The organism is Thalassospira xianhensis MCCC 1A02616 (genome assembly GCF_003326475.1).
In the GTDB taxonomy this organism is placed as follows: Bacteria; Pseudomonadota; Alphaproteobacteria; order Rhodospirillales; family Thalassospiraceae; genus Thalassospira; species Thalassospira xianhensis.
In genome coordinates this window covers 14,739-36,371 of record NZ_JPWA01000042.1, presented here as the reverse complement: position 1 = coordinate 36,371, position 21,633 = coordinate 14,739, and the positions used below count along the sequence as shown (strand labels likewise).

Genomic DNA, 21,633 nt, shown 5'->3' with positions numbered 1-21,633 from the left:
CCTGTGCCATCGCCTGGGCAATCTGCGCGGCAGCGGCTGGGTTGCTTTGCGTTGCGCGCTTGGCAATTGCGGCGGCAAGCGTCGGGTTGGTCTGTACCAGATTGGCAACCATCGTGCTCAATGCTGCCGGGTTGGCGGCGGCACCATCAATCTGAGAACCGATCTCGGCATCTAACACATTGCCTGCCTGAGCATAGGCAAGTGTCTGCATGCCAAAGAAAACACTACCAGCCAAAGCAGTGGCAACGGCCAGTTTCTGTAAGCGCCGCATAGCACATCTCCCTTCGAAAACCTTATTCAGTTCCCGACACAGGAACCGACCCTATCTACTTGGTTAAATACTATCTGTTTCCAAAATAACCGGCAAAGCATTCTTTGCGGTTTATGGCAAAAATCTGATGGAAACAGGTGTATATGTGTCATTTATGCCACATGTGTGGCTTTTTTTTCAGTACTCAATCATGTCAAATGGTTGCCGATCTGTAGGTATGCCGATCTGTGGGTATTTGGTGTCTCAGGGTTGAATTTTGAGTTTGGAAAGTTGCAAAAAAGTGTGAGATGATTCGGACAGAGGGTTACCCGCGTTGCAACTTTCGCCTGTATATACCTTTTGCCAGAGCAGGTATGTGGCAGGTTATTTATTCAGCTGGGCAATAAAACGGCTGAAGCGGTCGATATCACCGTGAGCCATGGCGCGTATGACGACTACCATCGTTTTTGGGCTTTGTTTTGCGAGTGCAATCAGGTCGCGGCGTTCAAGTGTTTCGATCCAGCGCACCTTTTCCTCGATCGTTTTCTGATCGTCTTCGGAAAGTTGATCCCACAGGATTGTGGCATATTCGATCTGTGAAATTGCAAGGGATCTTTCGTAAGGACCGGTAACAAGCGATGTTGATAGCGCCTGCATTGCCGTTCCGTCCTCAACGCCACCGGTTTGCAACCTGATGTAGCAAAGCCGTGCCCATGAAAAGGGATCCATCGGCGAATGGGCGATGGCATTTTCAAAGGCGGTTTCGGCCAGAGCAAGATGTGCCTGCCGTTCGGTTTTATTTTCTGCCCGCGAGGCCAGGGCGAGTTCCACATAACCGAGACGCGTCTGCACTTCACGTTCGTCGACCCAGTCAATCACGCGGAGCAGCCGGTCTTTGAGCTGTGTAATATCGGCTAATGGAAGGGCAGGGTTATCTATCTGTTCGTATACCGGTTTTGAAACCGCGAGCATGATGGAGGCAAAAGTGCGCGGAACGGCAAGCCAGATGAGAAAAGCCGCGCCGACCAGCCCGATACAGGCAGGCAGTCGGCGCAAAATGGAGCGTTTCATCGATTATTTGCTCGAATAGTAGTCTTTGTATCGACCATAATAGTAGCCGTAATCACCATAGCCATATTTGGAATGTTTTTTCACATTCACCTGGCTAAGAACCGTCCCGGCAAGGTCGATACCCGATTCAACCGTTTCCTTTAACCCGGACTGTACCAGCGCACGAGGTGTGCCGTCCCATTTTACAACGTAAAGCATCTTGTCAGCCATCAGGCCGATGACCTTTGCGTCAGAAACAGCAAGAATCGGCGGCGCGTCAAGCACGATGAAATCGAAATGCGCGCGAAGTGCCTTGAGATTTTCAGCCATGTGGCTTGAAGACAGCAGATCAAGGGCATTTGCCTGAGTGTTCTTGGCCGGAAGTACATAAATGCCGCTTTCCGGATCTTTCTTGATTGTCTGGTCCAACGAGCACTCATTGGCCAGAAGCTCGACGATACTGTTTTCATTGCTGACGCCGAAGGTGCGATGCACGGTCGGGCGCCGCAAGTCGCAATCGACAAGCAGGACGCGTTGCCCGGAAGTTGCGGCAACCTGCGCGAGCCACGCGGCCAGGGTTGATTTTCCTTCGGACGGGACTGTTGAGGTGATTCCAACCACCTTGGGCGGTGCATCGACGTTTGACAGCATCAATGAAGTCCTGAGGCTGCGAACGGATTCAGTTGTCGCAGATCCGGGTTTTTGTGTCGGATATCGTCCGACATCGGTCCGACCCAGAAGTGTCCCGGTTAAAAGCGGGACCATGCCGATTGCCGGAATACCGGTCATTTGTTCGATCTGCTCGGCACCACGGAAGGTGTTGTCAAGCTGCTCGAGAACAAAGACCAGAACAACGCCAAGGAACATTGAACCGACAAGCGCAACTGCAATGATCAGTTTTTTCTTTGGTGCTGATGGTTCAACCGGAACTTCGGCGCGGGCTATGATGCGGGCATCTGCTTGCTGGAGATCTTCCTGATTGTTCGTTTCCTTGAACCGGTTCAGGAAGTTTTCATAAAGCAGGCGGTTGGCATTTGCTTCGCGTTCGAGCTCGCGCAGGCGGACTTCGGCCTGATTCTGGGAACTGTTTTTGGTTTCGAGTTGTCCAAGGCTTTGGCGCAGGGTGGCGACGCGTGCATCGGCAACACCCATTTCGTTTCGCAGGCTTTGTGCGATTTTACGGACCTCTCGCTCGATCGAGGCGCGCAGGTCGGTAAGTTCTGCGCGCGCCTTGATCATTTGCGGATGTCTGTCACCATAACGCGATTCAAGTTCGGATACTTTGCGCAGGACCTCGGCTTCCTGATCACGCAGACGCTGGATCAGTTGCGAATTCAGTACTTCGGCGGCCGATGCCAGATCCGAGCTGCTGCTAAGTAGGCGCTGCACCTGATTTAGGCGCGCCTGGGCTTCTGCCCGGTCTGCCTGTGCCAGAATCAGTTGCGAGTTCAGTTCCGAGATCTGTTGTTGCGTCATCGAACTGCTTTGACCGGAGCTTGCCGCAATTGTCTCGCGGTAATCCTCGACAGCGCGTTCGGTTGTTTCGACGCGCTCGCGCAGATCCCCAAGGCGATCATTCAGCCATGATGTTGCCCGGCGGGTTGCCTCGAACTTTGCTTCAAGCTGATCGACGATATACTGGTCGGCGATGGTGTTCGCGATCAGCGATGCCTTGCGCGCATTGGTGGAGGTGAAGTTGATTGCAATGACCTGGGACCGGCCGACAATGCCGACTTCGAGCTGTTCCTGAACGGCTTTGACGACACGGTTTGTTGTTTGTTCGGTGAGTTCGTCCTCACTTAGCAGAATCTCGTTTTCAGTCAGGCCAAGCGAGACCAGAACATCGTGCGGAACATAGCTTTCGGGATCAAGCAGCGATGCCATCCACGATTTTTTGGCAATTTCGATATTGAATTCCGGGTCCTGTTCCAACTTCAGCTTTTCGACCACGCGCCGGATCAACGACGAGGAATGGATAACCTCTACCTCGCTTAACAGTGCGCCCATTTCGGCGGACATGCCCGTCATCACGCTTTCGATATCGACAACGTTGGATTTCCGGCCATCGATAATAACGTTGGTGGTTGCGGTATAACGCGGTGCGACCTGAAACACGATCAGGGTTGTGAGCGCCGTCAGGATGGCGACGACGGAAAAAATAACAGATTTGCGCCGCCACAATGTGCGCAGCAGTTCCTGCAGATCGATTTCGTCACTGCTGCTTTGCTGAGAAATGCGATCGGTCAGGCTTTTCAGGCGTGATTTGTTATGTTCACGCGTGCTGCTATCCATCACCGAACTGACCTTGGTCGTGCTGTTCAAAACGGCCCCCATATTTCGACCCCAACGTAACCACTTGTATATGATGCGGCACGGATGCGAAAGCTATACGGAATTTGTTGACTGGCGGCAACCATTCACAATCGCGATTTGATCGAATTTTGATCGGAATTTGTATGGTTGCAGGCAGGTTGGCCTCATTCTGGCTTGATCAGATGGGTAGAGCATGGATATACGACAAGGGTATAGGGATGGGGACAGGGACATGAATTTTGTACGCCGGTTTGTGTTTTACGGGTTGCTTGCCCTGATTGCGATTGCGCCTCTGCCGTTTGGTTCGAACCGGCCGTGGGCATGGTCCATTCTTTCCCTTTGGGTTGGCATTCTTGTTTTGCTTGATGCCGTTGCGGCATTTGCCGACCCGGTTCGTGGTGAAAGCCGGTTTATGAAACGTATTGCCATTCCAGCAGTTCTTTTTATTCCCGTTGTCATCTGGATTGTGATCCAGGCCACCCCGGATGTTTTACCCGCGGCTGCCCACCCGATGTGGGGAGAGGCAGCAGCACAGCTTGGCCGGGATATGGCCGCATATGTGTCTATTGATCCGGAACTTACGCGTGATGCCTTGATGGTGCTGCTTGCCTATGCCGGTGTATTCTGGCTTGCCGCGCGGCACGGGCGGGACCGCGGGAATGCTGCAATCATGTTGAAGTTTTTCGTTATTGTTTCGACTGTTTATGCGATTTACGGCCTTAGCGTATTTTTCGGCGGTTGGGAGAAAATCCTTTGGTATGACAAAACGGCTTATCGAGGGGATTTGACCAGTACATTTATTAACCGCAACAGTTATGCCACCTACGCGGCAATGGGGCTCATTGCGTCAGTTGTCATGTTTGTGAATGTGCTTGCCCATGATTTGCGAAGGGGCAGTGCGGGGCGTAAAATGATCCGGCGAATGATGGATGGGGTGATGAAAAAGGCATGGTTGCCGATCCTGGGGGGCTTAACCACAGGGACGGCTCTGATGCTGACGCATTCGCGCGCTGGCTTTGCCAGCGGTATGATTGGTGTGATGGCTGTCCTGATTGGTCTTTTTGTTGCACGGATGCTACCCCGTAAGATTGCCGGATGGTCTGTGGGAGGGATCGTTTGTCTGTTGATTGTTGGCTTCTGGTTTAGCGGCCACACCCTGGAGCGGAGATTTGAAAGATTGGACACTGATCAGGCCACGCGCCTTACCGTCTATGAGCGGACAATAGACGGCATTCAATTGTCCCCTGTGACAGGTTATGGCTATGGTGCGTTTGAACCCGGATTTCGCCAATTCAAGCAACAGAATATCTCCGGACTGACATGGGATTTAGCGCATAACAGTTATCTGGAATTTGCTTTCGGGGCCGGTTTTACCACGCTGTTGGCGTGTTTGATTATATTTGTTGTGATTTTCGCAAAAAGTGCATCTGGTCTTGTTTTACGACATCGTGATCAGATTTATCCGATTGTAGGTGTGGCTTCCTGTCTGACGGTTGCTGCACATAGTTTTGTGGACTTCAGCGTGCAGATGCCTGCAATGGGCATCTGTTTTATGTTTCTTGTTGCTTTGGGGTGGGAACAGAGCTTTTCTGGCGAGAACAGATTGCTCAGTTAATGCTGATTCTTTAAGGTTTTGCGTCAGGATTAAATCCATCAGGATTTTGTGATTGCCAGCGCCAGGTGTCAATCATCATCCGATCCAGATTATACTCCGACTGCCAACCCAATTCGTTCCAGGCTTTCGTTGGATCGACCCAACATTCGGCAATGTCACCCGCACGCCTTGGCGCTATAGTATAAGGCACTTTCTTGCCTGAATCCTGCTCGAACGCCTGTACCATCTGCAATACAGAGAAGCCTTTGCCCGTGCCGAGGTTCCAAATGTTTATTCCGTTACGGTTGGATAACGCTTGCAATGCTTTCAGGTGACCCCGTGCCAGATCCACGACGTGAATGTAATCCCGTATGCCTGTACCATCCAGTGTCGGGTAATCGTTGCCAAACACTGTTAAGGACTTACGCTTTCCAATGGCTACCTGACTGATATAAGGTAGCAGATTGCTGGGGAAGCCTTTGGGGGATTCTCCGATAAGGCCGCTTTCATGGGCACCCACCGGGTTGAAATATCGAAGAATACCAAATGACCAGCGCGTATCGGACGCAGCCAGGTCGCCAAGGATCTGTTCGACTATAAGCTTTGAGCGCCCATAAGGATTGGTTGGTTTTCCGGTGGGGAAATCCTCCCGGATTGGCATTGTTTCAGGTTCACCATAAACTGTGGCAGAGGAATTGAATACCAGTGTAAATACGCCCGCACGTGCCATTGCTTGGCACAGATTGATACTGCCAGCCACATTGTTTTCGTAATAACGTAGCGGTTGATGAAGGCTTTCTCCTACAGCTTTCAGGCCCGCAAAATGTAGTACGGCACCGATATCGTGGTTAGAAAATACCTTGTCCAACAATTTCCTGTCTCGGACGTCGCCCTCAATAAAATAAGGCGCCTAGCCACAAATTTTCTCTACCCGCCGCAAAGATTCACACGAACTGTTACAAAGGTTATCCAATGCGACGATGCCAAATCCTGCGTCAAGCAGGCAGAGGATCGTATGTGAACCAAGATATACTACTCCTCCTGTAACGAGGATGTTTTGTGTCATTGTTAATCCTTGCAACAGGTCTAATGGAAAGAGGTGAGTTGCTTCTCAAGCTCCAATTCCTCCGACCTCCGGAGGACGAGAGCCATGAGAGTAAAGTAAAGGAAGGAAGCTAGAGGAAGGGCATCAATATCCTCGAAAGCCAAGGCAATGAAAAAGGCTAGAATCCCTGCTGCCATACTTCGGTCATGAGAAGTGGCGGGACCCGACAGCAGAATCGCTATCGCTCTTCTTGCCACTAGGACAAAAAAAGATAGCAGAAAGATAAACCCGATTATTCCTGTTTTATAGAGAGTAGAGATGATCGTTGAATGCGAACCAATAGGAATTGCAGCGATGCTTTCATCACGTGCCTTGACGCCAAATCCTAAGAGCGGGTGTTCATTGATCATAGAAGAAAGGGATATTTCGTAGATTCTGAAGCGTAGGGCAGAGCTACCGGCGCGGCTTTCGTTGATTCTCTCCCAAACGTCGTTCAGCACGGGGAGAGTGATCATAAGGAGTACAACTGTAAACATCGTGACAAGCAGCGTCAGGGTGCGCCTGTTGTTCGATCCCTTGATTCTGGCAATGATAGCCGCATAGAGAAGCAATGCGATATAAACGACAAAAGCACCGGCGACAGCGCGTGACGCCGTCATATTTAAGATGACATGAAAAGACAGGGCCGGAATGATAAGGATTCTCAGGGAGCGGAGCCGGCTCCATCTTTCAGGCCAGGATAGACACGTGAGCAGAAAGATCAGGATCGCGAAGGCCGTTGGATACGGAGAGAGGATTGAGAAGCGATAGCCAGAACCAAAATCGGCCCAATTTTGAACACTTATGTTCAGAGTTGTATTGTCTCTGATGTTGTTTGGCAAGTTTCCCACGTCGATCAAAGAAGATATCAATGTTGGATATGCCGGTGCGACGCCGGGTATGAACGCGAAAGCCCAAGTAATCAGCAGGATAAAGCAAAGTAGAGTAAACGCCGAGCGGCCAATGGCGCGAGAGTTGGATTGCCTCTGCCCGACAATCAGGAAGAACCCCATCATCCAAAAGGAGAGATTATAAAAACCTGCTAGGACGCGAGTGATCTCTGCGCCTTGCAGCACCGCAAGGAAAAGAGAGAAGGTGTAAACTCCGATGTATCCGAGCAAGGTCATCTCCACGCCACCCAGACGCGTGAAAAGGTTGGAGCGGCGTAAGCCAATCCATGCTGTGAAAAGCTGATAGATGACAGGAGTGAAACCGGAAAGCCAGATCAGCGGTGAGAGAAGGATGATGTGGGCAGGATTCATCAAAGGGCTTCCTGTTTGTAGGCGGGTAAACTCATCATCCGCAGATATTCGTCCACCATGGAGGTTTGCGCGAAATGGGCGGCACGGGCCTTTCCTTTCGCGATCATTTCCTGCCGCCTGGGCTCATCCAAGTTGGCAAGCGTCTCTGCCCAGTTGATTGGCTCTGACGAGCAATAGAGCGCCGCATCGGCACCGGCTTCGCGCATTACTGGGACGTCATGGGAGATTACCGGTGCACCTGAAGCCATGGCCTCAAGCATTACCAGCGGATGGCCCTCGTAAAGGGAAGGCATGAGTAACCAATCGACGGCGCGATAGAAACGGGAGACGTCTGCCCCGACAAGTGGACCGAGAAAATGCACCCGAGCGTCAACGCCCCTTTTTACAGCCAAGGCGCGCAACATGGCTTCTTGCGTGCCATCGCCTGCAATAAAGAGATGGGCGGATGGGACATATGGCAAGGTGCGAATTGCAAGCTGAAAGTTTTTCTGTTCATGCAACCGTCCGATACACCCTAGTACTGGGACACCTGTCGTTATGCCCAGTTTTTTCTGGCAAGCGGGCTTGTCATCCTCAATCACTGGTAAGGTGGGCGGATCATTGTAAATGATTTCCGTCTTGCGTGCATAAGCCTTGCCGCGATGGGCAAAGGTGGAGGCCACGAAACCGCTCACTGCTATATTCCTGTATATTAGAGGTGTACGGCACAACAGGTTTTCAACTCTTTCCGTCCCCCTGGATTGCTCAGTAGCGGGCCATGCCTGACTGGAAATGAAACGTCCGCTTTTTCCAACCATCAGGGCTCCGATGATATTGGCGAGCGGATGAAACCCGATGGCGACAAGTGGGGCCCGCATTGCACATTCTGCCCGACATCTTGTGAAGAAGTGCCACCATTCAGTCAGCGTTTTGGGCTTTCTCTCTGCTATAATGAAGCGATCCTTGATGCCGCAGTTCCAGTTCGCATTTTCCTGGAACAGAAAGCCAAGCTCCGCCCGGTAACCTCGTTCACGAAATGCTGATGTCAGACGTACGGCAACATTCTGCGCGCCGCCGACGCTGTGATGGGAGACGAGACAGAGGATATCTGTTGTCATACCCTGCACCTTTCCAACAACGCCGCAGCCTGTTCAGGAGGGATTTCGCTGGTTGCGGTATGATCAATATCGAGCAGCCAGCCCAGAATGTAGTTGCGTAGATGCGCATCAGTGAAGTTTGTGTAAAGGGCATTGCCGTAGATTGTTACCGGGCGGCGCAGGAGGCGTGCTTCAATGCCGACGGTTGAGTTGATGGTTGCGATAAGACGGGCATGTTCCATCAATACGAATGTATTGGCGCGTGAGACCAGAAAGCCGAGCGTGACTTGTAACGCCCTGACACGACGAGCGAAGGCCGGGTCGACCTCTGCTGGGTGTAGCTTGACGACGAGCTTGCAGCCCATCTCTTGCGCCTCGTTGGCTGCGCGGTACAGAGCGACTTCATTGTTAACAGTACTGTTCAGCAGAACATTCGTATCGGTGCTTAGTTGTAGGGGCAGAAAGACATAATCTGTTCCAGTGATATCGAAAGCGTCTTCCTGTAAAATTTCGCTGGCGGGACCCCGACGTAACAGGATGCGTCTTGTCTTGGATGACATTGTTTCTGTTCTTGTCCACGGGACGCCTGCGAATATCCCGATCAGGTCCAGAATTGCACCAGAATTAAATCGTTGCCGATCCATGGATTGCGGTACGACGTGAGTATTGCGTTTCTGTGCTAAAAATGACTGTTTCCAAGTGTTAAATAATTCTTCTGATACAGGATAACGCATAAGAATGTCGGGTTTTGCAGCAATATGCGCCCGTGCATTAGCCCCCTGCGAATCTACAAATAATTTTCCAGAGATGTTGGATATTTCCAAAAAACCGGTCCATATGTCGTGTCGTACGGCAAAGTCTGTGAGCGCTTTTCCCGCAACACTACCTCCATTCCAGAGTAGTATGCCGTCAAAAGGTTGAAGATTGTGGATGCGGGTGGCTGCTAAAATTGTTCCAGTATAAAGCTGTGCGCAACGCGTTTGTGGCCATTGTAACGCCGCTGCTTCGATAGTGTCGTCAAGTCTTGGTGCGTCAACGGTAGTGTGCCCAAAACGGCATAACGCTGCCGTCTCGCCCTGCCATCGCAATTCCGACCATGCGGCCATTGAGGACGACAAAAACACGACCTCATGCCCCAAAGCTTTCAGTGCACGCGCCAGCCGTCTATAAAATGGCAAACGGCGGTTCCAATCGATATGTATAAGGATGGTCAAAAGATTAATCCCGGTATTGGAATACATACATCGGGCTGGTGTGCTCATACTTTATAGAGAGTCTTCCGTTTTCTGGCGGCAATAATGTCAGTGTATATCTTCCTTTCATGATTGCGGCCCGATTACAATGATAGTACTCAGACAAAAACATCAGCATCTTATCCAAATTATTTCCGTAAACCTCAGCTATTATAATACGCGGAGGTGAGATTTTAATTTGGGACATTGCAGCTTCTATTACGGCAACTTCTGCGCCTTCGATATCTAGTTTCCAAACGTTACAATGTCGACCATCAAGAAGGGATTGTATGGATTTAGTAGCAACCTGTTGTGTTTTAGAACCAAATATGTCATCGAAGATTTTTCGTGTTTCTAAGTCGATTGTGTGTCCTTGATTATGGGGACTTGAAATATAGAGTTCAGCAACGCCATCGGAATGACTTAATGCACATTCATGCACTTCGATGCGCTTATTAGAAATTTTTCTTAATCTAGCAGCTAGTGTGGGTTCCGGCTCAATGCAGAGAACCATAGAGGCACCACATGAGAGCGCTTCAATTGCGGTTATGCCAATATTAGCACCCGCATCCAGAACATAATCGCCAGGTTTTATGAATTTTTGAAAAAGTAGTAGATCAATATCTGCCTGAGGAATGCGACATTCGAACAATATTCTTAAAGCATATTGGCGTTCATGTCTCATCGACATATCAAACGTAATTTCGTTTTCGTAGAGCTTTAATGTAAGTATTCCTGTGTATTTGATTATTATGTTTAATAAATGTTGGTTGTTTATTTTATTTATAATGAATTTTTTGATTGTTTTTTGCATGTTAATGTCCTTTTGAGTTGTAAAAAATGATATTTAATTTTGAATTTTTTCTTCTTAATAATAAAAGGGAAATGGCTATGCTAGTGGAAGTGCTTTTTGTGTATTTCTCCGACATTGATTTACTGTTGTGATAATTTTCTCTCATTGCTTTGAAGCCAATGAGAAAGGTCACGATCAAGAAGCTGTTCTAGCTTTCTGACCTCCGGGCGGAAGAAGGAGATAAGTTCTTCCTGCATTTCTGCTGAAATCGGTGTGCGAGGCTTTTCCACTTTGTTAAACTCACGGATAGAGGTCAGTATTCCCATCCCTCGAAGAGGATTAAAACCAATATTATTTCTGAGTTGTTGTAGTGCTCTAACCGTTCGCGCTAACTTAAGGCTTTTGTGTTTCTTGGCGGAATTATAGATGGGGAATTTGGTGCGGCCATCATCCGGAACATTCAAAAAATCCAAAAGAGATAGATAAACGCTGCGTGGATTCTTCTTCATATCATCTATGAAAATGAAGTGACACTTCTCTTTAGGGACGAGCTTGAGTAGGTTCTCGACCTTTGTGCCAAGGTTGCACCATTCTGCATATTGTACCAAATAGGGGTTTTTGTAGCTTTTGGGCGGTTTGATGCCTTGTGTGATATCTATTTGCAGCCTCCATGCTGTTGCAAAGTCTTCTTGGTCTTCTTGCAAGCCCCAAATTGCTTGTTCATGAAGGGAAACTGCCATCTCGTGAGGTGCGCGCAACATTGCAATAAACTTGGCATTTGGCGCATAGCTTAGAATTTCTCCAATAGCAACTGATGATCCCCAGTAATGTGTTGACGCTTCACCAACTGCAATATGCTGTTGATCTGCTTTAGAGAAGAACTTTTCATATTCATCGAAGTTCTTCTTCCAATATTTGTCGTGATGGGGGAAGTCGAAACAGAAGAAATGCAATTCCTTTTCCGGTGGGATGAAAATTTCTGGATGTTCGGACAGCCATTTTGCCATGGATGTTGTGCCGCATTTGGGGGCACCGATAATAAAGAAATTGGGTTTTTTCATTTTAGTCTCTTCAGATTTTCTGCCAATGGAACATGGAGCTGTTGATCTTGAGGCGCGCGCGCAAGATGACCCACAAGGTGACCATTTGCGCAGAAAGGGCGAAGGCTGTCGCTATGGCTGCGCCAACCATGCCGAAGGCGGGAATGAGCATCAGATTGAGGATAATGTTCAGTGTAGCGCTTGCGACTACTATACGGGCTGTGTCGCGTTCGAACCCTGTCATTGCAAGCAACATGCCGACGGAACCGGTTATCGCATTGATCACCTGTCCCCCCGCCAATATGGCGAGCGGCAGATGAGCGGCAGCATATTCGGCGCCGACAAGGAAGGTGACGATTTCCTCGCCAAATAGCATGAAAGCAAGGAAAGGCGGCAGCGCCAGAAGCGTTGCAACAAGTGCTGCTTTGCTTGCCAGTTGTTGTAATCTCCGCCTGTCATCAAGTTCGTGCAACCTTGCGAATTGTGGTGGAACAACCAGATTGACGGTCAGCAGACCAAGGGTGGTGAGCCAAGCCCACTGCGCAGCGATACGATAGACGCCGACCTCTGCTTCACTGCGCATCAGACCAAGCATGACAATATCCGTATAGCGGGTAATCATCCCTGAACCGGCGATCAAAGCGAGTGGCAGCATTGCTTTGCGCCAGGTGGCTGATTCGTATCGTGTTGTGTCATTATGCCCTCCCGGGCGAACCCATGAGAGTAGAAAGGTCCCGGCAAGGAACGCGCCTGCCCCTGCGGCCACATGCAGCATCATGGCTGTCGCAGCATCAAGCGGGCTGACAAAAATAAAAGCCACGGAAAGCAGAAAAATGAACAGTCCAGGCAGGAGAATAAATTCTGGTAACAGTCCGCGTACAATCACACCAAGCCCGCGCATTGCCGCACCGCGCAAGGTACCGAACGCGATCAGCGGCATCAGGGCAAGCCCCCAGTAAAAGGTCGGGGAGGTGAGTGCCGGAACGTACCCCTTCAGTACAAGGGATGCTCCGCCTCCTAGCAAAGCAAGGACTATACAGGAAAGAACCACCATGCGCCCCGCCCAACGCCACAAACCCTTGATAAGTGCATTGTCCTGATTAACCATGGCACGGGCGGTTTCGCGAATTACCAGATTGGGTAGGCCCATTTGCGCAGGGATTGCAAGTATTGAAACCAGCGCAAAGATGAATGAATAAAGGCCAAACTGTTCCGGCCCCAAAAGGCGCGCCAGCAGTATCGAAAGGACAAGGGACATGGCGATGCCAACGAGCTTGATCAGTCCTGCACCGAGCCCGCCACGCAGAAGCTGCGCACGCAATCCTTCACCCTTCATTAGGGCGCATGCACGTTGTACCCGACGGAGAGGTCTGGATAACAAATGTTGCGCTGTCATACTATGCCTTGTCCCCGCGGCGGAGTACTAGCCAGAGTGCATGAAGATTGGTTGTCAGATAGCGCCGAACGAGTTTGCGATTGGTCGCCATACGATACAGCCATTCGATATTGGCCCGCTGCATCCATAAGGGCGCGCGCGGATAATCACCGGTGACATAATTGTAACAACCACCGCAGGTGACAAGCCAGCCACAGGTCAGGTGATCGCGCCATTGGACGCTGAAAACCTGTTCCTTTGGTTTGCCCAGTCCTACCCATAGTACATCAGGTTTGAGTGTGTTGATCTCCTCGATAACGTTAGCTTCTTCATCGATAGAAAAAAAACCGTTCCGGCGGCCAATGATATTCATGTCTGGATAAAGTACTTTCAGGCGGCGTGCGCATTCAGCATTGACCGTTTCTGTCCCGCCCAGAATATAAAAAGAAAGGCTGTTTTTGGCCGCCGCCTTTGCGCAATCATGAAACATATCAGTGGTGGCACTACGTTCGGCGATGGGGGTTTGGGTTAGTATGCGGGAGAGCGAAACCAGAAAGCCGCCATCGGCATGAATGATATCAGCCATATCCATGGCAGTCTGATAGTTCTCATCCGAGGCATAAAGTGAAAGCCCATGCCCGTTAAGGTCAAACACCAGACGCGGCTTCGTCTTTATTTCGCGCGCGGCAAGGCAATCATCGACCATGGCCTGAGCCAGTTCCGTTCGGGAGGCCGTGACTATCTTCTGTCCGCCAAGGTGGCAGTGTTCAAACGGCGCCCAGAAATCAGGATGAGTGACAGCCATATCTTGTTTCATAAAGTAATCAGTGGTCACGGGATGCATATTTCGTTTTCAGTACGCGTTCCGTGACAGAAATGCACCACATACAGTTAGTATGAGAACACGAACATCCAGCCAAGGCGACCAATTGGAAATATAATATATGTCATGCAGAATACGCTGTCGCATTTTCTCATCCGTATCGGTTTCCCCTCGCCAGCCATTAACCTGGGCCCAACCCGTAATTCCGGGCTTTACACGATGACGGGCAAAGTAACCGTCGATATGTCTACGATATAGCGTATTATGCTGTGTCGCATGCGGTCGTGGGCCAACCAGTGACATGTCTCCGTGTAGCACGTTAAGCAGCTGAGGTAGCTCATCCAGGCTGGTTTTGCGTATAAAGGCCCCAAGAGGCGTTATGCGCGAATCTCCTCGAGTTGCTTGTGGTATGGTTTCCGCGTCCCCTGTGGCGCAGCTATCAATATACATTGACCGGAATTTAAGCACCCGGATCGGTTCGCCGTTAAAGCCATGGCGGAGTTGTATGTAAAATACTGGGCCTGGACTGGTGACTCTCACAAGAAACGCCACGATAAGCATAATTGGTGAGGCGATAATGATCGCAATCGATCCGATCACGATATCCTCGACCCGCTTGATCCACCATCCCCGTAATCCGAACGGACGAACCGCGCGGCGAATGAAGGGAAGGCCGGCCATTACGATCCATTCGCTGCCGGGATCCAAAGTGGTATTTCCCTCTCTATCGACAGGCCGACTACTCGAAAAGTCTCCGATTTCAAGTATTTCCGCGGATATGGCATACATGTCGTCGAGCTCGTTGGCGAAGCGTACTTTATCCGTTTCCGAGAGCGCCAATATGATCATGTCAGGCCCGGCGCGACGCAATTTGGCAAGGCAGCCTTGCAGCTCGGTTGCTGTGGTTTCCTCCTTCCTGATCAGGCAGCGATGGATGATACGATAGCGATGCGCCAGAACCCGGGACTCAAGCGTCTCGATTATATGCGGGGTCGGTAGCGAGCCGATAATTGCAATCGTCGGACGGAAAATATCTTGTTTGCCAAGGGCGCGTAGAATTCCAAAGCTGCATATCCGAAGGGTGATAATGGATATCAAGCCTGCCAATGCATAGTATGCCGTCCAAAGGCGGGAGAATTCATCGGAAACCTTGGAGAAATAGGCAATCGCCAGCAGGATCGCAAATGCAACCGAAAGGGCGGCGATCACGCGCAGAAGCCCCATCTGAAGCGTTTGCGGATCAAGCGTGTGATAACCGCCCAAAACCATCATTGCAGCCAGATAAAAAAGTGGTGTTGCAAATATTGGTAGAATAAGGTGATCTGGTGGCAGGATTGCATCAAAACGCAACCAAGACGCAAGCAATGCCGCAAGCAGCAGCACCGCAATATCGCCAATCGCCATCAAATCCCTGAGAAGCACGTGGCTTCTGCTATGCGCAAGCACTCTGGTCGCCCCCAAATTAGGTCCTGTCCACGACGTAACTACGCGGTTCATGATCCGCTTGCTACCGCCTGTATAGTGACCCCAACCAGTTGATCTTTTTGATTCTAATTGTTGAATTTCCGCTTGTTTCTGCGGAATTGCGTTCCAGTTTGATTTGATTTTCTGTCTATAGCAGGTCGAATATTGGATTGTACCTATACAAAAGAATTATTTCGAGAGATTTTATGAGTAGTATTCACAGCAGCGACATGTGAAAGGCTGGAAAGAAACGCATGTTCAGGAATTCAGGGGGTGATTCTTCCTTTGGTCTCAACGGTATGATTGTACCAATAATGCTGTGGAAAAATGATCGGGTCGGCTAAGAAAAAGAGGAAGCCGGTGTACTTGCCCGACCCCGAACAGGATGCTAACCACCAGGTTTTAAGCCGTTTTCGTGATCGATTCCGTTCAGGCATGGAGCTATCGAGCCCGGCGACCCCTTGATGAAATTTTTTTGCAAGCCTAGGGTCGGCAACATGGTTCTCTGGGATGCTGCTATGCTTCGCCATGTAAAACCGTTTATTGGAGAACAAAAATCCGTTACGGAAACTGATTACAGACGCCCCACTTTCCGAGAGCAAAACCCTCAAATTGGATGGGCTGTCGATTACAACCGAGCGTATGAGCAGGGATATTGGCCGCAATCACATATTTTGCTTTTCATCTTCTGCTGATCTAATCTTCGAAAAAATAAAAACAAAATGACCGGGAAGATCGGCGGAGGAATTCAATGAGATCGACTGCAATGGGGGCACCGGATCTGGTTGCACCATCACCTGCTGCGCAACTGTATGGCAAGCCGGGGCCGGAATTCGGGCCGTGGCTGGAAAAGGCATCGATCCTGATCGTCGATGACGAACCGGGCATGCGCAATTTCCTTGTGCGCACATTGGGGCCGCGCGCCAAGCGGGTGGAAGAAGCCGCCGATTGCGAAGAAGCGACCAAGCTTCTGGATCAGCATCATTTCGACGTCGTGATCCTTGATAACATCATGCCGGGCAAGTCCGGGGTTGAGTGGTTGACCGAGCAGCGCGAGATCGGCTTTTTTTCCGATGCCATCCTGATGACGGCTTATGCCGATCTGGATACCGCGATCAAGGCATTGCGGGCGGGGGCGGTTGATTTTGTCCTTAAACCGTTTCGATCCAACCAGATTTTGAATGCAGTAGCGCGCTGCCTTGATCGGATGCGGTTGCGGCGTGAAAACCATGTTTTGCGCCATGAGTTGCGCGCAACATCTGATCATGTGCTGCTGCGTGACAAGCTGATTGGCTATTCTGCGCAAATCCAGGAAATCCGTGAAACCATTGCACGAGTGGCGCCATTGCCGACCTCGATCCTGATTTCAGGGGAAAGCGGTACAGGCAAGGAAGTGACTGCGCGCTCCTTACATGCGTTGTCCGACCGGGCCGAAAAGCCGTTCGTGCCGATCAATTGTGCCGCCATTCCGTCCGAGATGATAGAGGCCGAATTGTTCGGGCACCTGAAAGGGGCCTTCACCGGGGCGCAAACCACGCGCGACGGGCTTTTCATGCATGCGCAGGGTGGTACCCTGTTTCTCGACGAGGTCGGGGAATTGTCGCTGGCGACGCAAAGCAAGCTTTTGCGCGCGATTGAAAGCCGCCGTATCCGCCCGGTGGGATCGGAGCGCGAGGCACCGGTCGATCTGCGGTTTATTTTTGCCACCAATGCCGATCTTGAGGCAGAGGTCGAAGCGGGCCGTTTCCGTGCCGATCTGTTTTACCGGATCAATGTCATGCATATCGCCATGCCGCCCCTGCGCGAGCGCGGGGATGACGTGCTTGAACTCGCCAGCCTGTTTATGAGCAAACTGTCCAAGCAGCTTGGGGTGCCGCAAGTCGCGATGGATGGGGCAGTGCGCGCCGGATTGACGCGATATGACTGGCCCGGCAATGTGCGCGAATTGCGCAACCTTGTGGAACGCACCCTGATCCTTGGGCGGTTCCCGGCAGAATTCCGCGACGAGCAGGCTCGGATGGATGGCCATACCGATCAGGACGAGACGCTGGAGGAAATGGAACGGCGTCACATCATGGCGATGGTGCACAAGACCGGCGGCAATCGCAATGAAGCCGCGCGGCGTCTGGGCATCTCGCGCAAGACGATTGACCGCAAATTTGCCGATTGGGCCGATTGATGCAGTGGCCCGGCCGCCGCACCAAGCGCACCCGGTCCGTGCGGTTCAAATTACTGGCAATTGCGTTATTGCCGACACTCGTCATTTTACCATTGCTTCTTGGCGTGATGATGGTGCGCTGGAACAGCAAGTTTGACGCGCTTTTGACATCGAAGGTCAATGGTGACCTGACGATTGCCCATCAGTATTTCACTCATATCCTTGAAACCACCGGCGAGCAGATCGAGGCCCTTGGCCAATCAGTGACGTTTCGTGATGTTTTGGCATCGGGGGACCGGACGCGGATTGATGATCTGCTGGCCACAAAGCAGGCCGAGCTTGGCCTTGATTTCCTGTATATCGCCAATCGGCAGGGGATTGTTTCAGGGGCAGCACCAAGGCAGGCCACGCCGCGACTTGATGCCGACTGGCCGGTGATTGCGACGGCCCTTTCGGGGGCATCCTTGACCGGGGTGGATATATTTGACAATGCCGATCTGGCGGCGATTTCGCCCGGTCTGGCGGCGCGTGCACGACTTGATCTGGTGCCGACACCCAATGCGGTGCCAACTACGCGCGATGCAGAAACGCGTGGCATGGTAGTGCATTCCGCAAGCCACGTATCCCTGCCGATGATCGGGGCAGAAGGGATAGACGGCGCGCTGGTTGGCGGAATATTGTTGAACCAGAACCTTGTCTTTATCGATACGATCAATGATCTGGTTTACCGCCAAGGTAGTCTTCCCGAAGGCAGCCAGGGCACGGCTACCCTGTTTCTCGACGATGTGCGTGTCAGCACCAATGTGCGGCTGTTTGAAGGGCGGCGCGCGCTTGGCACGCGGGTATCGGCGGCGGTGCGCCAGAATGTTCTGGAAGACGGCAAGGTGTGGCTCGATAGCGCGTTTGTCGTCAATGACTGGTATATTTCAGCCTATGAGCCGATTACCGATAGTTTTGGCAAGCGGGTCGGCATGCTGTATGTCGGGTTTCTTGAGGCACCGTTTGCCCAGACGAAATATGAAAGCCTGCTGATTATCATTGCGGCGTTTCTGTTTGTCGCAACCCTGAGCGTTCCGATTTTCCTGCGGTGGGCGCGCGGCATTTTCAAGCCGCTTGAACGCATGACCCAGACGATTGCCCGGGTCGAGAGCGGTGACTTTGGCGCGCGGACCAATATCGATCAGGTGCAGGATGAAATATCGCTGGTGGCAGAACATCTTGATGATCTGCTTGATCAGGTGCAGGAACGAGACAAACGTTTGCGCGCCTGGAACGAGGAACTGAATGCGCGTGTCGATGCGCGCACCAGCGAACTTCGCGAAGCCAACCGGCAGCTTGAAGCGACAACCAAGCAATTGATCATGTCCGAAAAGCTGGCGGCAATTGGCGAAATCACGGCTGGTGTCGCGCATGAGATCAACAATCCGGTCGCTGTGCTTCAGGGGAACCTTGATGTGGTGCGGGATCTGCTGGGTGAGAATGTGCGGCTGGCGGAAACCGAATTCCGTTTGATCGACGAACAGGTCAGTCGCATCAATCTGATTGTCACCAAGCTTCTTCAATTTGCCAAACCCGAAGAATATGCCGGGTTTGTAGAGCGCCATTCACCGGGCGAGGTGATTGGTGATTGTCTGCCACTGGTGCAGCACTTGTTGAACAAGGCCGATATCGAGGTATCACGTGAAAGTCTGGCCACGCGGCTTATCCTGATGAACCGGACGGAATTGCAGCAGGTGCTGGTCAATCTAATGGTCAATGCGCTGCATGCGATGCCCGGCAGCGGTACGCTTACCCTGGTTGACGAGGATTTTGACCAGAAAGGAAAACCCGGCATTCGCATTTCGATCCGCGATACGGGTACGGGCATGTCGCCCGAAATACTGGGCCGTATTTTCGACCCGTTCTACACGACCAAGCGCCGTGAAGGTACGGGGTTGGGGCTGTCGATCAGTAAAACCCTGATTGACCGGCAGGGCGGAACCATGACGGTTGAAAGCGAGCCAGGCAAAGGAACGTTATTCACCATCTGGTTGCCCGAGGCGGACTGATTATCCCGTCAGAGATTGGACATTTTGTCCGGATGGTGCATTGCACAGTAAAAATTTGTTGGACATTTTGTCCATGCGCGTGCGCCGCAATATTATGATTGTCTTTCCAAAACTTCCAGAAAATCAGGCAACAGACTGAATGGCATAGCAATTGCGACGCTGTGTTTTCCGGGTCTTACCGATATGGCCATGCAGCATTCATCCGAAATTGGGGGGATGGGGCCACCGGATGAACATAATACCGGGAGGAAAAACACAAATGTTTGATCGCCTTAAAAAAGAACATATCGTCGCAGGGGACGATTTCAACCGCTGGAAAGTCCCGCCAGCATCCATCGCCATTCATCTTTGTATCGGCTCGGTTTACGCGTGGTCGATTTTCAACCCGCCTTTGATCAAGGAATTCGGCGTGGTTGCCGCAAGTTCCGGTGACTGGGGGCTGCAATCTGTCGTCTGGATTTTCTCGGTTGCGATTGTCTGCCTTGGTCTTGCGGCGGCATTCGGTGGCAAGTGGCTTGAAGAAGTCGGCCCGCGTATGGTTGGCGTTGTTGCTGCCTGCTGCTGGGGCGGGGGCTTCATTATTGGTGGTCTTGGCATTGCCAGCCATCAGCTTTGGCTGGTTTATCTTGGTTACGGTGTGATTGGCGGGGCCGGCCTTGGTCTTGGCTATGTATCGCCGGTTTCAACGCTGATCCGCTGGTTCCCGGACCGGCGCGGTATGGCAACCGGTATGGCCATCATGGGCTTTGGCGGCGGGGCGATGATCGCAACACCGATCAAGGAAGGTTTGCTTTCATTCTTCTACAAGGTGCCGGAATATCTTGGCCCGGAAAGTGCTGTTAACCTGGTGACCGAAGGCGGCAAACGCATGGCCGAAGTCGGTGGCCAGATGGTCGAAGTCGTGATTGCAGGTGCAGCCCAGGTGGCATCGGCGCCGGTTCCGATCGAGGAAGGTGTTTATGTTGCGGGTACCGGTAATACCGGTGCATCGGCAACCTTCATCACGCTTGGTGTGGCCTATTTCATTGTCATGATCATTGCGGCATTCTCGTATCGTGTCCCGCGTGAAGGCTGGCTGCCGGCAGGCTGGACACCGCCAACGGGTGAAGAAGCCTCCAAGCGGATGATCACCCAGAAAAACGTCCATATCGATCAGGCACTTAAAACCCCGCAATTCTACATGCTGTGGATCGTTCTGTGCTTTAACGTGACGGCGGGTATCGGGGTGATTGGTGTTGCCAAAACCATGATGACGGAAATCTTTGGCAGCACGCTGCCGCTGATTGTCAATTCCGGTTTTGCTGCGACCTATGTCTTCATGATTTCGGTCTTTAACATGTGCGGCCGGTTCTTCTGGGCATCGACCTCGGACTATATAGGGCGCAAGAACACCTATTACTGCTTCTTCATTCTTGGCATCATCCTTTATCTGTCGATCCCGTATGCTGCGGGGCAGGTCAGTGTGAACCCGGTCGTTACGTGGCTTGTGATGTTCTATGGCGCAACCATGATCATCTTCACCATGTATGGCGGTGGTTTTGCGACCATTCCGGCCTATCTTGCCGATGTTTTCGGCACCAAATATGTCGGTGGCATCCATGGCCGTCTTCTGACCGCATGGAGTGTTGCAGGCGTGCTGGGGCCGGTTGCCATCACTCAGCTGCGTCAGACCTCGGTCGGGAACTCGGTCAAGGAACTGGCGGCCAAGATTGATCCGGCAGCGTTTCAGGCAAAGTTTGGTGCCGGTATGGATCAGCTTGATCAGCTGATTGCTGCCAAAACCGTTACCATTGGCCGTCTGATGGAAATCGCCCCTGCCGAGACGGTTGATCCGACGCCGAGCCTTTATAACACCACCATGTATGCCATGGCGGCCCTGCTGGTGATTGGCCTGATTGCCAACGCACTGGTCAAGCCGATTCATGACAAGCATTACATGGAAACCGCGGCCGAGCCTGCAAAGCCAGCACCGTCCGGCCGCGAGGCAACGTCCGAAGCGTAGTACCAAACCCCGGAGCCGGTCGGCTTGACCCCGACCGGCGCCAAAGGGTTCGGGTATGTCTGTCTGTCC

General features: G+C 51.6%; 16 protein-coding genes. 4 read left to right on the top strand and 12 right to left on the bottom strand.

What is annotated here, in order from left to right; all coding sequences use genetic code 11:
• The 3 genes from TH5_RS22305 to TH5_RS22295 all read right to left on the bottom strand — a co-directional run.
• On the bottom strand, window positions 1-271 hold a 271-nt coding region (locus tag TH5_RS22305; RefSeq protein WP_147250164.1), incomplete at its 3' end, for a hypothetical protein.
• 363 nt (window positions 272-634) lie between these two features.
• Complete coding sequence (locus TH5_RS22300) at window positions 635-1,321, bottom strand: hypothetical protein (RefSeq protein WP_114123724.1); 687 nt, start codon at window positions 1,319-1,321, stop codon at window positions 635-637.
• Between the two features lie 3 nt (window positions 1,322-1,324).
• Window positions 1,325-3,634 (bottom strand): GumC family protein, encoded by a 2,310-nt coding sequence (locus TH5_RS22295; RefSeq protein WP_114123723.1) that lies wholly within the window; start codon window positions 3,632-3,634, stop codon window positions 1,325-1,327.
• Window positions 3,635-3,878: 244 nt separating this feature from the next.
• Here TH5_RS22295 and TH5_RS22290 point away from each other — a divergent pair, with 244 nt between their 5' ends.
• Window positions 3,879-5,228 carry an O-antigen ligase family protein gene (locus TH5_RS22290; protein ID WP_167443633.1) on the top strand — a complete coding sequence of 450 codons (1,350 nt, stop codon included), beginning with the start codon at window positions 3,879-3,881 and terminating at the stop codon, window positions 5,226-5,228.
• Window positions 5,229-5,238: 10 nt separating this feature from the next.
• On the opposite strand, the gene galE is transcribed toward TH5_RS22290, so the two are convergent.
• The 9 genes from galE to TH5_RS22245 all read right to left on the bottom strand — a co-directional run bounded on the left by galE (window position 5,239) and on the right by TH5_RS22245 (window position 15,296).
• Window positions 5,239-6,105 carry a UDP-glucose 4-epimerase GalE gene (gene galE / locus TH5_RS22285; protein ID WP_279627779.1) on the bottom strand — a complete coding sequence of 289 codons (867 nt, stop codon included), beginning with the start codon at window positions 6,103-6,105 and terminating at the stop codon, window positions 5,239-5,241.
• Between the two features lie 188 nt (window positions 6,106-6,293).
• Entirely contained in the window at window positions 6,294-7,553 is a 1,260-nt protein-coding gene (locus TH5_RS22280) for an O-antigen ligase family protein (RefSeq protein ID WP_114123721.1), read from the bottom strand.
• Window positions 7,553-8,650: a glycosyltransferase gene (locus tag TH5_RS22275; protein WP_114123720.1), complete on the bottom strand. Its 1,098-nt coding sequence runs from the start codon at window positions 8,648-8,650 to the stop codon at window positions 7,553-7,555. The genes TH5_RS22280 and TH5_RS22275 overlap by 1 nt, the downstream gene beginning before the upstream one ends.
• Window positions 8,647-9,870: a capsular polysaccharide export protein, LipB/KpsS family gene (locus tag TH5_RS22270; protein WP_167443632.1), complete on the bottom strand. Its 1,224-nt coding sequence runs from the start codon at window positions 9,868-9,870 to the stop codon at window positions 8,647-8,649. Before TH5_RS22270 ends, TH5_RS22275 begins: the two co-directional genes overlap by 4 nt.
• Entirely contained in the window at window positions 9,848-10,675 is an 828-nt protein-coding gene (locus TH5_RS22265) for an FkbM family methyltransferase (protein WP_114123718.1), read from the bottom strand. The genes TH5_RS22270 and TH5_RS22265 overlap by 23 nt, the downstream gene beginning before the upstream one ends.
• A gap of 119 nt (window positions 10,676-10,794) precedes the next feature.
• Entirely contained in the window at window positions 10,795-11,715 is a 921-nt protein-coding gene (locus TH5_RS22260; RefSeq protein ID WP_114123717.1) for a sulfotransferase family protein, read from the bottom strand.
• A 10-nt stretch (window positions 11,716-11,725) separates the two neighbouring features.
• Window positions 11,726-13,030, bottom strand: coding sequence for a flippase (locus TH5_RS22255; protein WP_167443631.1), 1,305 nt, complete (start codon window positions 13,028-13,030; stop codon window positions 11,726-11,728).
• A gap of 61 nt (window positions 13,031-13,091) precedes the next feature.
• Entirely contained in the window at window positions 13,092-13,874 is a 783-nt protein-coding gene (locus tag TH5_RS22250) for a WecB/TagA/CpsF family glycosyltransferase (protein ID WP_114123727.1), read from the bottom strand.
• Window positions 13,875-13,922: 48 nt separating this feature from the next.
• Complete coding sequence (locus TH5_RS22245) at window positions 13,923-15,296, bottom strand: exopolysaccharide biosynthesis polyprenyl glycosylphosphotransferase (RefSeq protein ID WP_167443630.1); 1,374 nt, start codon at window positions 15,294-15,296, stop codon at window positions 13,923-13,925.
• Between the two features lie 811 nt (window positions 15,297-16,107).
• Here TH5_RS22245 and TH5_RS22240 point away from each other — a divergent pair.
• From TH5_RS22240 to TH5_RS22230, 3 genes are all read left to right on the top strand, one after another.
• The gene (locus TH5_RS22240; protein WP_114123714.1) at window positions 16,108-17,535 is read left to right on the top strand and encodes a sigma-54-dependent transcriptional regulator; all 1,428 of its coding nucleotides are present in this window, start codon (window positions 16,108-16,110) and stop codon (window positions 17,533-17,535) included.
• Complete coding sequence (locus tag TH5_RS22235; RefSeq protein WP_114123713.1) at window positions 17,535-19,562, top strand: sensor histidine kinase; 2,028 nt, start codon at window positions 17,535-17,537, stop codon at window positions 19,560-19,562. Before TH5_RS22240 ends, TH5_RS22235 begins: the two co-directional genes overlap by 1 nt.
• A 259-nt stretch (window positions 19,563-19,821) precedes the next feature.
• Window positions 19,822-21,564 (top strand): OFA family MFS transporter, encoded by a 1,743-nt coding sequence (locus TH5_RS22230; RefSeq protein ID WP_114123712.1) that lies wholly within the window; start codon window positions 19,822-19,824, stop codon window positions 21,562-21,564.
• Window positions 21,565-21,633: the final 69 nt, after the last annotated feature.

Bases quoted from the DNA above. Each gene is read 5' to 3' on its own strand.
- TH5_RS22300 (WP_114123724.1), bottom strand. From the start codon at position 1,321: ATGAAACGCTCCATTTTGCGCCGACTGCCTGCCTGTATCGGGCTGGTC.
- TH5_RS22295 (WP_114123723.1), bottom strand. From the start codon at position 3,634: ATGGGGGCCGTTTTGAACAGCACGACCAAGGTCAGTTCGGTGATGGAT.
- TH5_RS22280 (WP_114123721.1), bottom strand. From the start codon at position 7,553: ATGAATCCTGCCCACATCATCCTTCTCTCACCGCTGATCTGGCTTTCC.
- TH5_RS22275 (WP_114123720.1), bottom strand. From the start codon at position 8,650: ATGACAACAGATATCCTCTGTCTCGTCTCCCATCACAGCGTCGGCGGC.
- TH5_RS22270 (WP_167443632.1), bottom strand. From the start codon at position 9,870: ATGTATTCCAATACCGGGATTAATCTTTTGACCATCCTTATACATATC.
- TH5_RS22265 (WP_114123718.1), bottom strand. From the start codon at position 10,675: ATGCAAAAAACAATCAAAAAATTCATTATAAATAAAATAAACAACCAA.
- TH5_RS22260 (WP_114123717.1), bottom strand. From the start codon at position 11,715: ATGAAAAAACCCAATTTCTTTATTATCGGTGCCCCCAAATGCGGCACA.
- TH5_RS22255 (WP_167443631.1), bottom strand. From the start codon at position 13,030: ATGAAGGGTGAAGGATTGCGTGCGCAGCTTCTGCGTGGCGGGCTCGGT.
- TH5_RS22250 (WP_114123727.1), bottom strand. From the start codon at position 13,874: ATGGCTGTCACTCATCCTGATTTCTGGGCGCCGTTTGAACACTGCCAC.
- TH5_RS22245 (WP_167443630.1), bottom strand. From the start codon at position 15,296: ATGGCGATTGGCGATATTGCGGTGCTGCTGCTTGCGGCATTGCTTGCG.
- TH5_RS22240 (WP_114123714.1), top strand. From the start codon at position 16,108: ATGAGATCGACTGCAATGGGGGCACCGGATCTGGTTGCACCATCACCT.
- TH5_RS22235 (WP_114123713.1), top strand. From the start codon at position 17,535: ATGCAGTGGCCCGGCCGCCGCACCAAGCGCACCCGGTCCGTGCGGTTC.
- TH5_RS22230 (WP_114123712.1), top strand. From the start codon at position 19,822: ATGTTTGATCGCCTTAAAAAAGAACATATCGTCGCAGGGGACGATTTC.